Genomic DNA, 13,683 nt, shown 5'->3' on the forward strand with positions numbered 1-13,683 from the left:
TTCATTCCTGATGGCGCTTATCGTTGGGCAGCGTCGATGGGGAAATAGCCTTCACCGTCTCTCGGCTACGTAGAAAGACCCATCCGACGATTCCCGCCAGCATCGCCCCGGTCACCAGATCGATGAACAGGTGTCGGCGCAGTTGCAGGATGGAAAAGGCAATCGCCGCACCCCATAGAAGATACAAGCCAGTTTTCACTTTCTGCTGACTATCGCTCATCGCCCACACCGCCAGAACCGTTAGCGCAATGTGCAGCGACGGCAGGCAGTTTTGCGGCGAATCGATACGCTGCAAAAGCTGTAGCAGACGGACGGAGAAATCGTCCCCGACGACTTGCGGATACACCATCGTCGTCGGAAAAGTTAGGTACACTGCGCCCGCAATCAACGCAGTAAGCTGCGTTGCCCGACGTAACCCAGCCAAACGCGTAATCGGGCAGAACAAATAAGACAGCGGAATGATGATGAAAAAGGAAAGATACAGCCAGATAGCCGAGGCGCTAAAGGGAATCCATTCATCAACCATCGAAGGCGGTAACACGGCTCCCTGCGCCTGAAACTGCGCGCTCAGTTGATACACTACCCCGACCGAGCCCCAGCCGAAGAGCAGCGCTTTCAGCCGTAGTAATAGCATCGTTCCTTGAGGAAATCGCATCATGATCCCTCCTTCAGGCGGGTAATGCGTCTGCGCTTTTGCGTGAATTCTGGTGCGATCTCACCGGCGGTTAACTGCCACCGTAGTTGCTGCGTATCAATCCCCTGTAACGCAAACTGCTGCGCCAGACTATCCCGGCAAGCTTCCAGCTCCGGCAGGCTACAGGCAGCGGATAAATGCAGCGTCACTTCTCCCTGCTGTACCAGCCGGTAATCTGCATGCAACGGCAGTGCATTGGCGATCACCCGACTACAGAGATCCGCAAACACGGTCTGAGGTTCGCCGCTGTTGTTCGGCAGCCGCAAGCTGTCATCGCTGCGCCCTTCGATACGGGCAATCGCCATCGTCACCCGACCACACGCGCAGGGCGCTTTTTGCTTCACTAATACATCGTCCAGCCGATAGCGCACAATCGGCTGCGTGCTGCGAGTGAAATCGGTAATGACGGGCGTAAAGCGTTCGTCATCCAGCCACTGTGGTTCGATGTGAATAAATTCTTCGTTGAGGTGTAGCGTGCCATGCTCGCAGGTCGATGCCAAAAAACCTTCCGTCGCCTGATACACTTCACCAACCTGCCCGAACACCTGCTGCAACAGCTGCTTATCCTGCGGTTCCAACACCTCGGCCACGGAAATCACCTTTTTGACCGACAGGCGCAATTCACCGCGCTGTACCGCCAGCGCCAGCTCGCGCAGCACCTGGGCGGGCGCGACAATAATCGACGGCGACCACGTTTCCAGACGCGAAAAATGTTCGGCAAACGGCGCGAAGAGATCGTAAAACGACAGACTCAGCCAGCGATTATCGACGCTGTGATAAAGGTTGTTATCCGCCCGCAGAAACAGCGCCACGCGTTCACCGGCGCGTAAACCGTCAGGCAGCATTTTCGCCAGCATGCCTCCGGCCCAAATCTGCTGTTCGCGTGGGCTGACGACAAACAGACCGCGCTGACCGGAAGTTCCGGACGACAGCCCGACGCTGAACCCGTTTACATTCGGCGTAAAGTCACGATCGTCCTCGCTACGACGCGCGCAGGCAAGCAGGTCATCCCGCTTCAGTCCGGCGGTATTCATCCGATCGAATTCAGCCATCATCACGGCTTTATCCATCATCGGCCAGGATGTGATGGGTAGCTGGCAATAAGGACGAAAATAAGGACTACGCGCCAGCACTCGACGCGCAAAATGAGAAAGCTGACGCTGCTGATGGCGTTCAAGCGCCTGACGGGTACGAAAACTCAGGCGTCTGGCACGCAAATAGTGCCAGATCGTCATCAGCGGAATCATAGGTCGCCCTCGTGACACAGCCGAATCTCAACTTGCCCGTTCAGATGCAACTGATGCAGTTGATCCAGCGTGTGGTAATAGGCTTTTGGATCGTCCATCACCAGATTCGCCAAGCGCGACGGCCCGCGGCCTTCGCGATAGCTGTGCGGCGACCAGGCCGCATCGCTTGCCAACAGCACCCAGCCGTTTTCGGTCAGCACAAACGCACCGAGGTGCCCGACTGCATGGCCGGGCAACGGCACCAGCACGATCTCTTTGTCACTCCCCGGCAGCACATAACCTTGCGTAAACGGCGCAAGCGCCGCAGGCAGGTCGGTAAGCGGGAAGTTTTCGACAAACTGGAGTGACTGCTCAAAATGTTCAGGAATCAGCGCAGGCACAAACGCTCGCTTCAAGGCCGCGAAACCACGCAGATTCCGCGTCTGCTGCCAGCCTAGCGCCGAACAGATAAACGGCACAGTGGGGAAATCCCGCAGCCCTGCGATATGGTCGCCGTGAAAATGGGAAATAATCAGGCCGTCGATGTCGGCAGGTTGAATGCCCTGCGCGTTTAGTTGATGAATCAACGCGTCTTTGGTCTCGAAATGCACCGGCGTCATTCTACGGTACAGTTGAAACAGGCCGGAACGCGTCGCGTCGGTAAAATGCTGCGCATAACCGGTGTCCCACAGCCAGCGCTTGCCCTGACTTTCCAGCATCCAGACCCGCGCCGGAAAACGGCACACCTTCCATCCCGCACCGCGCAACGCCATGCAGCCCGGATGCAGGCAGTACCCTACTTCAAACGTCGAAATATTAGCCATGTCCGTTAGCACTCCGCTGTGCAAGGTGGGTATTGAACCAGTTACCGGTTAATTCGATGCCCTGCTGGAGGGAGAAACGCGGCTGATAGCCCAGCTCTTGCTGCGCTTTTTCCGCGCTGAGCGTCATATCGAAATTCACCGTTCCCGCACTGTAGCGTGTCAACAGCGGCTCTTTCCGGCTAAACCGCGATAACAGCTCCATTCCACCCGCCACCGCATGCAACAGCGGATACGGCACCGCTTTGACGCGATAATGCATCCCCAGTTGCCCGACCAGAAGTTGCGCAAGCATATCGGCAAGGTGTGCGGGTTCATGATTGGTGATGTTGTACGTCGAGCCAGAAACTAACCCCGCTCGCTGGCTGGCAAGCGCCATCGCTTCCACCACGTTGCCGACAAACGTCAGATCCAGCAGCGCCTCGCCGCCGCGCGGGAGCCGTAGCACACCGCCGCCCACCGCGATCTGCTCCAAAATGCGCGGCAGAATCACGCGGTCATGCGGACCAAACAGGCCACGCGGACGCAGGATCACATAGGTGGTTTGCGGATAGCGCGACGTCAGTGCATGAAGCCGTTCTTCCGCCAGAAATTTGGTCTGCGCGTAGTGATTGGCAAAGCGCGCTGCGCGGTAGCTTTCATCAATATTCAGGTGGTGCTGATAATCGAAGTAAATCGCAGGCGTGGAGATATGGACAAAACGTGGGATACCCAACTGCCCGGCAGCCTCAGCCAGTCTCGCCGTCACCTCGGTATTATTCTGATAGAAGTCATCATATTGACCCCACGGCGATGATTTCGCCGCACAGTGCCAGACGACATCGCAGCCTGTCATCAGCGTTCGATACTGCTCTACCAACGTTTCGACCAAATCAATGCAGATAAACTGCGCACCCAGCATGTCAAGCTGTTGCCCCACCGTGCGATCGCGCCCGCAGGCCAGCACCTGATGCCCAGCCTGAAGCAACCATTCCACCGCGTTACGCCCCAACCCGCTGGTTGCGCCAGTGACGAAGACCTTCATGGAATCAGTACCATTCCGCCCAGCGTCAACCCGGCAGCCGTACCGACCAGCATCGCGGGTTCGCCTTCAGGCAGACGTTGCGTCACGATGGCATGGTGCAGCGCCGTCGGAATCGAGGCAGCGACCTGATTACCGTGATAGCGGTAAATATCAATCAATCTGTCTGTCGGAATCGCCAACCGCTTACGCATATGCTCCAGCGACAGGTGGCTGGCCTGATGCGGAACCACCGCCGCCATCTGCTCAAGCGTGAAACCACTCGCATCCAGCAGCCGTTGCAGATAGCCCTCAATCAAAGCAGAAGCCTGCCTGAATAGCCGTTTTCCCTGCATGTGGAATAGAAAATCATGCAGTTCCATCCCCGCTCGCGGGTTACGCAACGTACCGCCTGCGCGGATCTGACACAGCTCATTGCCCTTCGGGTAGGTTTCCAGCAGACACGCAGCAATCCCGCTACGACCGTCACCACGTTCGACAATGGCACAGGCGGCCCCATCGCCAAAAATCAGCGACGATTCTTCGTCATCCCAGTCAATGCCGCGTGAGGCCAGTTCGGTAGAGACAATGGCAATGCGCCGATAGGCGCCGGTATTTAACAACCCTGCGGCCACCTGAAGGGCGGAAATAAAGCTGACGCAGCTGCTGTTAATATCAAAACAGGCCGTCCCTTTTGGCAGGGACGATGCCTTTAATAAATGACTGGCGCTATAAGGCAGCGCCTGAATCGGAATCGCGGAAGCAAATAGCAGCAGATCGATTGACGCTGGTGGAATAACGCCTCGCGCCAGCGCGTCATTTAACGCCGCCACACCGAGTTCAGCCTGGCTGGCATGATTATCAGCATGGTGGCGATAGATAATTCCCGAACGGCTTTCGACATAGCCAGCAGGCTTATTTAATCGCACATCTAATTCAGCCGACGTCACCCGCTGCGCAGGAAGTGCGCTGCCAGTGGAAATAATCTTGAGAGGAACCAATCCCTTAGTAAATGCATGACTTTGCGTCTTCAATATCAATCCTTTTCAGATTCATTATCGTTTTACCCGTACCTACAGTGCCATATACCCTAAATAATTCGAGTTGCGTGAAGGCGGCAACCACGTGAATCCCCAGGAGCTTACACAAGTAAGTGACTGGGGTGAGTAAGGGCGGCCAACGCACAAGCAGCTCGAAGTATGACGGGTATCACGTACAGTATTTATTCATTCTGCTGCTAAGAATAACGAAATTGCCACGAATTGAAATCTCAAGCTGTGCGGTCACACTATTCTATACGGGTACTTTTTCGCTATTCTCTGTGCATTCACGATGCTTAATTAAGCCAGAACTTATACTTATGTCATTGTTTATCAAATCTGTTATCGGCGCACTGATCGTATTGCTCATCAGCGTATTGGCGAAAAGCCGAAATTATTATATTGCTGGGCTGGTGCCGCTATTTCCCACGTTCGCTCTGATCGCGCATTACATCGTGGGCACCGAGCGCGGGCTGGACGCACTACGTACCACCATCCTATTTGGCATCTGGTCCGTTATTCCCTATCTGGTTTATCTCATCTCACTTTATTACTTTACCGCGTGGATGAAATTGCCACAGGCGTTGCTCGCGGCGGTCGTGTGCTGGAGTGTGTCGGCAGCCTTGCTGGTCAAAATCTGGACGTGGTATCAGGGGAATTAGCGTCTGACTTCTTATCTTAGGATTGTGCAATGACAAAAACGACATATCCCGGCACGGTTTCTCGCCCTGTGCTCTCTGCGCAGGAAGCGGATCGCTTCACGCTCCCACACTATTTCACGCTGCGTGGGCACGATAACCAGACTGAGGCTGACGTCTGGCAACCCATGCCGATTGAGGTCGATCCAGCGACGCCTTGGGTTGTTGGGCCACAGGTCGGGGTCGATGGCGCAACACACGCCCATATCCAACAGGCAGTGAACGCCGCACTGCGCACGCAGCAGGATCGAACGCGTATTGATATTAAAGTGCTGCCAGGCACCTATATCGGCACGGTCTACCTCCCCGCCGATGCACCACCGCTCACGCTATTTGGGGCGGGAGAACAACCGGATGATGTGGTGATTCAACTCGCGCTGGATTCGATGTTCTCACCAGAAACCTACCGAGAAACGGTGAACCCGCACGGTGAATATCAGCCCGGCGATCCTGCCTGGTACCTGTACGATCTCTGTGCGTCAAAGCAGAACGCGACGATTGATACTATTTGTGCCGCCGTGGTCTGGTCGCAGAGCAACAATTTCCAGATGAAGAACCTGACGGTGGTCAATTCATTGCTCGATTCGGTAGATAGCCGCGCACATCAGGCCGTGGCGTTACGCACCGACGGCGATAAAGTGCAGCTTGAAAGGGTTCGTCTGATCGGGCGTCAGGATACGTTTTTCGTCAATACCAGCAATCGCCACAACGAGTACGTCACGGACCGCTACAGCCGCGTCTACATTAAAGACAGCTACATTGAGGGTGATGTTGATTATGTTTTTGGTCAGGCGACCGCGGTATTCGATCGCGTCCACTTTCATACCGTTTCCAGCCGTGGGGCAAAAGATATTCATGTTTTTGCACCTGACAGCATGCCGTGGGCGCAGTATGGTTTTTTGGCAGTGAAATGTCGCTTTACGGGTGACGAAGGCTTCAGCGGGGAAAGAAGGGCCAAACTGGGGCGCGCCTGGGATCAAGGGGCAAGGCAAACCGGATACCAGCCAGGTCTGACAGCAAACGGTCAGCTAGTGATTCGCGACAGCGCGATTGACGCTAGCTATGACAGGGAACAACCATGGGGAGCTGCGGCCACCACCGCCAGACCCTTTACGGGTAACGCGGATTCGACCCGCAATCTGGACGATGTGCATTTCAATCGACTGTGGGAATACAACAATATTGATGGAGCATGGAGTGCTGCGAAGGAGAGCATAATATGAAAGGCAGATGCCACTTATGAAAACATTACATTGGCACAACTAACGTCATTGAGACCTGATGGGCCTGTAAAACGGTACAGGCCATATAAGAGAAAAACTTATTTTTATAATACTATCGATAAATCTTGCTTAACTAGCATTCCCTGATGTTAGCCAATCATCACGCTTATCCTGAGCGGTGTTTATTTCTTTTGCTTTACACCTTTTAGGATTGTATGTTTTTTCACCCCGAAGAAAAGCTATACTAAGGTATAGTTTTGTCTAGTGGTATAGGTTCCTATAGATATACCTATAGGTATAGGTATATACTTTTTCTATTACAGGATGTTAAGTTTTCAGACTGAGGTCATGAGATGTCGCAATTATTCTCCAACAACGAAACTATAAGCAGGATAATAAAAAATCAATTCGATATAGCATTAAGCCACTACGGCGATATCAAATATTCCTATATGGTATTAAATAAGAAGAAACCTACAGAGATTCTTATCATTTCCAATCACCACGACGAGTGGAGAGAGATATACCGAGCTAATAACTATCAACATATTGACCCTGTAGTCATTGCTGCCCTTAATAAAATCACACCTTTCCCTTGGGACGAAGATCTACTTGTTAGCACACAACTGAAGATGTCCAAGATATTTAACTTGTCTAGAGAGCATAACATCACTAACGGCTATACTTTTGTCCTCCATGACCACAGTAACAATCTGGTTATGTTATCTATCATGATTGATGAGTCCAATGTGAATAACATTGATGAGGTCATTGAGAGTAATAAAGATAAACTACAGATGACGTTGATGAATATTCATGCAGAAACCATCTCTCTTTACAGAGAGATGGTTAGAAACAAAGAGGATGAAAGATCAAGTGATAAAGATATTTTCTCTCAACGAGAAAATGAAATTCTTTACTGGGCCAGCATGGGAAAAACCTATCAGGAAATAGCCTTGATATTAGGTATTAAAACCGGCACTGTTAAATTCCACATCGGCAATGTTGTAAAAAAACTCGGTGTATTAAATGCCAAACATGCAATCAGACTTGGCATCGAGCTACAGCTTATTCGACCGGTTCAGTCATAGGTTCGAAAGAAAGTGGCCACTCTCGTAGCTTACCTTCAATAAATTCTTGGCTGTGGTTTATGCGGCGAACTAGCACATCCTGACTTTCTTTATCGACAGGTAAAAAGAGGAGATAAACCCTTTCCTGTTTTTCTGAAATACCTTGTTCCACAATAGAAATTTTCCACCCAGAACGTTTTAGTATCGTGAGCATAGGATGGCTCACTATTGTGTAAACACCATCATACCCTTTACTTCTAGAGTAATTCACCGTTGCCAAAAAGAACATTGTACTAACGGGATAAGTATTGCCTAAAATAGTTTTAGACCGAGCTTTATCTACAAAAAAACGGCTCGACTCAATATAATTTCCTTCGGGAATATCTATTTTATCAAAGTAAGGAAAAAACGTACCGGTAATCATATTAGGATATTTTGTTTCGATTAACCGGGAACTGCAAATGACCTGATTATCCTCTACACCGAAAAGATAGGTCGCATTATTATCATCATATTGATCGATTTCCATTCCGTTAATACATTTCACAGCCCAATTAAGCCGATCTTTGAACGTCTCTTTTCTGAGCGTAAACAATTCTTCCGATTTTTTTTCCGACAATAGTGTGTAACTTACATCGAATATTTCTAACATTTTTCCTCCATTAAAAATTTTCAGCTAGACATCACAAAAACAGATACACCATCCAATAGGTTCTTTCGCCTTTTAACAAAATTCTCGGCTTATTGTTATTGTATTCTGTCGTTTTCCTTGGCGGTTGTACAGATGCAATCAGGATTGTCAGCAAGAGTTCATTCGCGAAAAAATCGAATATAAACATATGATAAACAGATAAAAAAAATCCGGAAGCGCGAGGCGATTCCGGATGTTTATATTATTCAATCTGGCGTTATTTCTCTGTTTTATCCTGCAATTGACCTACCTGCGGCAGGCCCGTGCTGGCAGAGGAAGAGAGCAAGCCCGTTTCAGCATAGTTAAACAGTTTTTCACGCGTGTCTGTGATGTCCAGATTGCGCATGGTCAGTTGGCCAATACGGTCATCTGGCGAGAAGACCGAGTCGCCTTTCTCCATGGTCAAACGTTCTGGCTTATAGGTCAGATTGTCAGACACGGTATTCATGATGGAGTAATCATTGCCACGACGCAGTTCCAGCGTAACCTCGCCGGTGATGGCACTGGCGATCCAGCGCTGAGAAGAATCACGCAGCATCAATGCCTGGGAATCAAACCAGCGTCCCTGATACAGGAAACGACCCAGCTGACGGCCATTAGCATGGTATTGCTCGATGGTGTCTTCGTTGTGGATACCAGTGAGCAAACGCTCATAGGCAATGTGCAGCAGTGCCATTCCCGGCGCTTCATAGATGCCGCGGCTTTTCGCTTCAATGATGCGATTTTCGATCTGGTCACTCATACCCAGGCCGTGACGACCGCCGATGCGGTTCGCTTCCAGCATCAGTTCAACATCATCGGTAAAGGTCTTGCCGTTCAGCGCAACTGGGTGACCACGTTCAAAACGAATGGTCACTTCTTCTGCCGGAACCTTAACGTTCTCGTCCCAGAACTTCACGCCCATAATCGGGTTAACAATTTTGACGCTGGAGTTCAGGAATTCCAGATCCTTCGCTTCGTGCGTCGCACCCAGAATATTGGAATCGGTGGAATAGGCTTTCTCTGCCGACATTTTATAGCCGAACCCTGCCTGTGACATAAACTCAGACATCTCCTGACGGCCGCCCAGCTCATCAATGAAGTCGGTATCCAGCCACGGCTTGTAAATCTTCAGTTCAGCATTGGTCAGCAGGCCGTAACGATAGAAACGCTCGATATCGTTGCCTTTATAGGTGCTGCCGTCGCCCCAGATGTTTACACCGTCTTCTTTCATCGCTGCAACCAGCATCGTGCCGGTAACCGCACGGCCTAGCGGTGTGGTATTAAAATAGGTCACGCCCGCTGTCGTATTGTGGAATGCGCCACACTGAATCGCAGCGATACCTTCAGCAACTAGTTGCTTACGGCAATCGATAAGGCGAGCATTTTCTGCGCCGTATTCCATAGCACGACGTGGGATTTCATCGTAATCATCCTCGTCTGGTTGCCCCAGATTTGCGGTATACGCATAAGGAACCGCGCCTTTTTGACGCATCCAAAGCAGTGCAGCGCTGGTATCCAGACCACCCGAGAACGCAATACCAATACGCTGACCAACCGGAAGATGCTTGAGAATCGTTGTCATATATGTAATCCCTGCTCGAAAGATCTATGGTGATATACCCGTTATACTTCAAGCTGCATGTGCGTTGGCTTCTCTTACTCACCCCAGTCACTTACCGATGTAAGCTCCTGGGGACTCGTGCGATTGCCGCCTGCATGCAACTCGAATTATTAAGGGTATCAGCTTAGCCGCCACACCATTATGTTACGCCATACATTAATGAGCGTTCGTACCCTGTGTACATATCACATCAAACGGGCCAGTCGATGACCAATAATCGACACGCTCACAAATGCATATTTATGCAAAATAAGTGAGTGATAATTTAAACATCTTTTTGGCGGGACAGGAAGAGAAGAGTCATGGTTTCATGCAAAAAAATTCGTGGCGAATTCGCGACCAAGTTAGCAAGTATAGCGCCATCTTCTCTTTAAGCTAAGCAGCAAAAATCGTTTACGCGACCCACTCGACATTAATAAAACATCGTTTCATTTTTACGATATTTTTTTGCTATCCTCTTGCGGTTAACACCTTCCCTTGCATATTGCTGGAGATGCTATGTCTAAGAAAGTCGCCGTTCTGCTGGCTCCTGGGTTTGAAGAAGCAGAAGCGATTATGGTGATTGATGTACTGCACCGTATGAAGATAGAAGTCACCATGCTGTCCTGCTATGACAGACTGGAGCTGCACAGTTATCACAATATTCGCATGTTTGCCGACGCGCTGCTGGAAAGAAACCAGGACACGCTGTTTGATGCCGTGGTCATTCCCGGCGGCCCACAGGGAACGGTAAATCTTGCCGCAAACCCGATGGTTGTCGAGTTTATCCGTCGCCATGACGACGCGGGAAAATTGATCTGCCCACTGTGCTCCGCAGCCGCACGCGTACTGGGTGGTAACCAGCTGCTGAAAGGCCGTCGCTACGTCTGTTCTGGGGATTTATGGCAGGACGTGACCGATGGCGTTTATGTTAACGAGAAAGTCGTCGAAGACGGCAATCTGATCAGCGGTAAGGGACTGGGCGTGTCATTCGATTTTGCCTTTACCATCGCCACCCGCCTGACCGGCGACAAAGAAAACGCCAACTTCCAGGTTGAACACATCGATTACGATTACTGGCGCGTGCCAGCGTAACCGTTCACCAGCCTAATGATAAGGCGCGCACACTCGCGCCTTCCTGCATGATCTGCCCGTATGACCTTCTTTTATGGATAATCTTAATAACCTTCCCCATAGCGCTCGCGATACTCTTTCGGCGTGATGTCATACCCTTTCTTAAAAACGGCATAAAAATAGGGCAGCGAAGGATAGCCGCACATCAGCGAAATTTCACCAATCGAGAGCGAGGTCGAGATCAGCAAGTTGCGCGCCCGATCTAATTTTTCCGCGTGAATCACACCGTGAATCGTCTGGCCTACCTCATCTTTGAAGCGTTTTTCCAGATTCGAGCGGGAAATCCCCACAGCATCCAGCACTTGTTCGACCTTAATCCCTTTACAGGCGTGATAACGGATAAAGTGCATCGCCTGAATAACAGCAGGATCGTGCACAGAGCGATAGTCCGTTGAGCGGCGTTCAACCACTCGAACCGGTGGCACAAGAATCCGTTGCAGCGGCAAAGCCCCCTGATTCAGCAACAGCTGATGCAGCAGCTTCGCGGCGCGGTATCCCATCTGACGCGTGCCTTGCGCCACCGACGAGAGCGCGACGCGTGACAGGTAGCGAATCAGATCTTCGTTATCGATCCCAATAACACACAGCTTTTCTGGTACGGCAATATTCAGATGTTCGCAGACCTGCAACAGATGACGGGCACGGGAATCCGTCACCGCGATAATTCCCGTCTGCGGCGGCAACCCCTGCACCCAATCAGCCAGCCTATTTTGCGCGTATTGCCAGTTATCCGGCGAAGTTTCCATTCCCTGATACACCACGCCCTGATACTTTTCTGCCGCAACCAACTGCCGGAAAGCGTGCTCCCGCTCCTGCGCCCAGCCTTTCCCGCCCGATGCAGGCAGACCATAAAAAGCAAAGCGGTTCAGACCTTTCTCTTTAAGGTGCATAAACGCGCTTTCCACCAGTGCATAATTATCTGTCGCGATATAGTGCACAGGCGGGTAATCCTCCGGCTGATGGTAGGAACCGCCAACGCCTACCAACGGAACGTTCACATCCTGTAGTAGCCGTTTGATCTCGCCATCGTCAAAATCAGCAATCACGCCATCACCCAGCCACTCTTTGATGTTATCAATCCGGCAACGAAAATCCTCTTCGATGAAGATGTCCCAGTCGCACTGAGAAGCCTGTAAATATTCACCAACTCCTTCAACCACCTGGCGGTCATACACTTTATTGGCGTTGAACAACAGCGTGATGCGATAGCGTTTCTCAAACATGGTAGTCGGCGCTCATTAATCGCAAGTTCCTTGAATAAAATCCTCTTTCTTGAATAGCACAGCGCCCCCAGAGGCCAAAATAATTTGCTGATTATTGCGAGCCGTCACGTGTTTCCTCGACTAACCCAACCATGTCATACGCGCCGCTTAGTAGCGGTATCCATCCACACCGCCAAGAGCAGGATTCCGCCTTTCACGACGTATTGCCAGAACGTCGGCACATCCAACATGCTCATTCCGTTATCCAGCGACGCCATGATAAATGCCCCCATCACCGCACCCGCCACGCTACCAATACCGCCTGCCAGACTGGTTCCACCAATCACGCAGGCCGCAATCGCATCCAGCTCAGCAATATTCCCGGCAGATGGCGACCCCGCCCCCAGTCGTGAACTGAGAATCAGCCCGGCGACCGCGACCATCAGGCCGTTAATGGCGAACACCGCCATTTTGGTGCGTTCGACGTTCACTCCCGATAAGCGAGCCGCATCGATATTCCCGCCCACGGCATAGATACGGCGGCCAAACGCGGTTCGCGTCGCCAGAAAAATACCGCCCAGCATCAACAGCGTCAGCACCAGAACCGGCGTTGGCACGCCACGATAGTCATTCAGCAGATAGATCGCCCCCAGTACGACCAGCGCCGTCACTGTCTGGCGGCCGACATCCCCTGCGGGTGGATTGATCGGTAACCCTAACCGAGCACGGCTACTACGCCGACGCCACTGCCAACCAATAAACACCATCAGCCCGATAGCACCGAACATAAAACCGATACCAGAAGGCAGATAGCTCTGCCCAATCTGCGACATCGCCTCGCTGGTCGGGGAAACCGTTGTCCCATTGGTAATACCAATCAGAATGCCGCGAAAAGCCAGCATCCCCGCCAGTGTCACGATAAAAGAAGGGACTTTCCGGTAGGCGACCCACCAGCCGTTCCATGCGCCAAGCAATAATCCCAGTGCGAGCGTCACAACAATGGTCAACGGCAAAGGCCAGCCAAACCAGACATCAAAAATAGCCGCCGCACCACCCAATAACCCCATCATCGATCCGACCGACAGATCGATCTCGGCGGAAATAATGACGAACACCATACCGACGGCCAGAATGCCAGTAATTGCCGTTTGCCTCAGCAGGTTGGAAAGATTACGCGCGCTGAGGTACGCCCCATCGGTCATGTAGGTGAAAAAGAGCATGATGGCGATGATGGCCGCAATCATCACGTAGACCTGAAGATTGATGCTTTTCAGCCGTTGCAGCATCGAGACAGATCCGGCG

13 protein-coding genes are annotated in these 13,683 nt (G+C 51.5%); 4 read left to right on the forward strand and 9 right to left on the reverse strand.

Going from position 1 to position 13,683, the window contains the following annotated elements; genetic code table 11:
• Nucleotide 1: 1 nt before the first annotated feature.
• From DUT67_RS21430 to DUT67_RS21450, 5 genes are read right to left on the reverse strand one after another with little or no spacing between them, the layout of a single operon-like run.
• Nucleotides 2-655 carry a phosphatase PAP2 family protein gene (locus DUT67_RS21430; RefSeq protein WP_113632464.1) on the reverse strand — a complete coding sequence of 218 codons (654 nt, stop codon included), beginning with the start codon at nucleotides 653-655 and terminating at the stop codon, nucleotides 2-4.
• Nucleotides 655-1,941, reverse strand: a complete 1,287-nt coding sequence (locus DUT67_RS21435; RefSeq protein ID WP_113632437.1) for a F390 synthetase-related protein — start codon at nucleotides 1,939-1,941, stop codon at nucleotides 655-657. The genes DUT67_RS21430 and DUT67_RS21435 overlap by 1 nt, the downstream gene beginning before the upstream one ends.
• On the reverse strand, nucleotides 1,938-2,744 hold the full coding sequence (locus DUT67_RS21440; protein WP_048258198.1) for an MBL fold metallo-hydrolase: 807 nt from the start codon (nucleotides 2,742-2,744) through the stop codon (nucleotides 1,938-1,940). The genes DUT67_RS21435 and DUT67_RS21440 overlap by 4 nt, the downstream gene beginning before the upstream one ends.
• Nucleotides 2,737-3,765, reverse strand: coding sequence for an NAD(P)-dependent oxidoreductase (locus DUT67_RS21445; protein WP_101781595.1), 1,029 nt, complete (start codon nucleotides 3,763-3,765; stop codon nucleotides 2,737-2,739). Before DUT67_RS21445 ends, DUT67_RS21440 begins: the two co-directional genes overlap by 8 nt.
• Nucleotides 3,762-4,775 carry a 3-oxoacyl-[acyl-carrier-protein] synthase III C-terminal domain-containing protein gene (locus tag DUT67_RS21450; RefSeq protein ID WP_048258195.1) on the reverse strand — a complete coding sequence of 338 codons (1,014 nt, stop codon included), beginning with the start codon at nucleotides 4,773-4,775 and terminating at the stop codon, nucleotides 3,762-3,764. The genes DUT67_RS21445 and DUT67_RS21450 overlap by 4 nt, the downstream gene beginning before the upstream one ends.
• Before the next feature lie 326 nt (nucleotides 4,776-5,101).
• On the opposite strand from DUT67_RS21450, the gene DUT67_RS21455 reads away from it, so the two are divergent.
• From DUT67_RS21455 to DUT67_RS21465, 3 genes are all read left to right on the forward strand, one after another.
• Nucleotides 5,102-5,443 carry a GlpM family protein gene (locus DUT67_RS21455; protein WP_048258194.1) on the forward strand — a complete coding sequence of 114 codons (342 nt, stop codon included), beginning with the start codon at nucleotides 5,102-5,104 and terminating at the stop codon, nucleotides 5,441-5,443.
• A gap of 29 nt (nucleotides 5,444-5,472) precedes the next feature.
• Nucleotides 5,473-6,702 (forward strand): pectinesterase PemB, encoded by a 1,230-nt coding sequence (pemB, locus tag DUT67_RS21460; RefSeq protein ID WP_113632438.1) that lies wholly within the window; start codon nucleotides 5,473-5,475, stop codon nucleotides 6,700-6,702.
• 353 nt (nucleotides 6,703-7,055) lie between these two features.
• Nucleotides 7,056-7,793 (forward strand): LuxR family transcriptional regulator, encoded by a 738-nt coding sequence (locus DUT67_RS21465; protein WP_113625990.1) that lies wholly within the window; start codon nucleotides 7,056-7,058, stop codon nucleotides 7,791-7,793.
• On the opposite strand, the gene DUT67_RS21470 is transcribed toward DUT67_RS21465, so the two are convergent.
• Both DUT67_RS21470 and argG read right to left on the reverse strand, forming a co-directional pair.
• A complete protein-coding gene (locus tag DUT67_RS21470) occupies nucleotides 7,771-8,424 on the reverse strand; it encodes an acyl-homoserine-lactone synthase (RefSeq protein ID WP_113625991.1) in 654 nt (217 codons plus the stop codon). The genes DUT67_RS21465 and DUT67_RS21470 overlap by 23 nt on opposite strands.
• Before the next feature lie 256 nt (nucleotides 8,425-8,680).
• Nucleotides 8,681-10,027 (reverse strand): argininosuccinate synthase, encoded by a 1,347-nt coding sequence (gene argG / locus DUT67_RS21475; RefSeq protein ID WP_048258188.1) that lies wholly within the window; start codon nucleotides 10,025-10,027, stop codon nucleotides 8,681-8,683.
• A gap of 537 nt (nucleotides 10,028-10,564) precedes the next feature.
• Here argG and DUT67_RS21480 point away from each other — a divergent pair.
• Nucleotides 10,565-11,140: a DJ-1/PfpI family protein gene (locus tag DUT67_RS21480; RefSeq protein WP_048258187.1), complete on the forward strand. Its 576-nt coding sequence runs from the start codon at nucleotides 10,565-10,567 to the stop codon at nucleotides 11,138-11,140.
• A gap of 83 nt (nucleotides 11,141-11,223) precedes the next feature.
• Here the strand turns inward: DUT67_RS21480 and xylR are convergent, their stop codons facing one another.
• Nucleotides 11,224-12,402, reverse strand: a complete 1,179-nt coding sequence (gene xylR / locus DUT67_RS21485; RefSeq protein WP_048258186.1) for a D-xylose utilization transcriptional activator XylR — start codon at nucleotides 12,400-12,402, stop codon at nucleotides 11,224-11,226.
• A 134-nt stretch (nucleotides 12,403-12,536) separates the two neighbouring features.
• The gene (xylH, locus tag DUT67_RS21490; RefSeq protein WP_086935235.1) at nucleotides 12,537-13,667 is read right to left on the reverse strand and encodes a xylose ABC transporter permease XylH; all 1,131 of its coding nucleotides are present in this window, start codon (nucleotides 13,665-13,667) and stop codon (nucleotides 12,537-12,539) included.
• Nucleotides 13,668-13,683: the final 16 nt, after the last annotated feature.

This window comes from Pectobacterium peruviense (genome assembly GCF_003312355.2).
GTDB classification, from domain to species: Bacteria; Pseudomonadota; Gammaproteobacteria; order Enterobacterales; family Enterobacteriaceae; genus Pectobacterium; species Pectobacterium peruviense.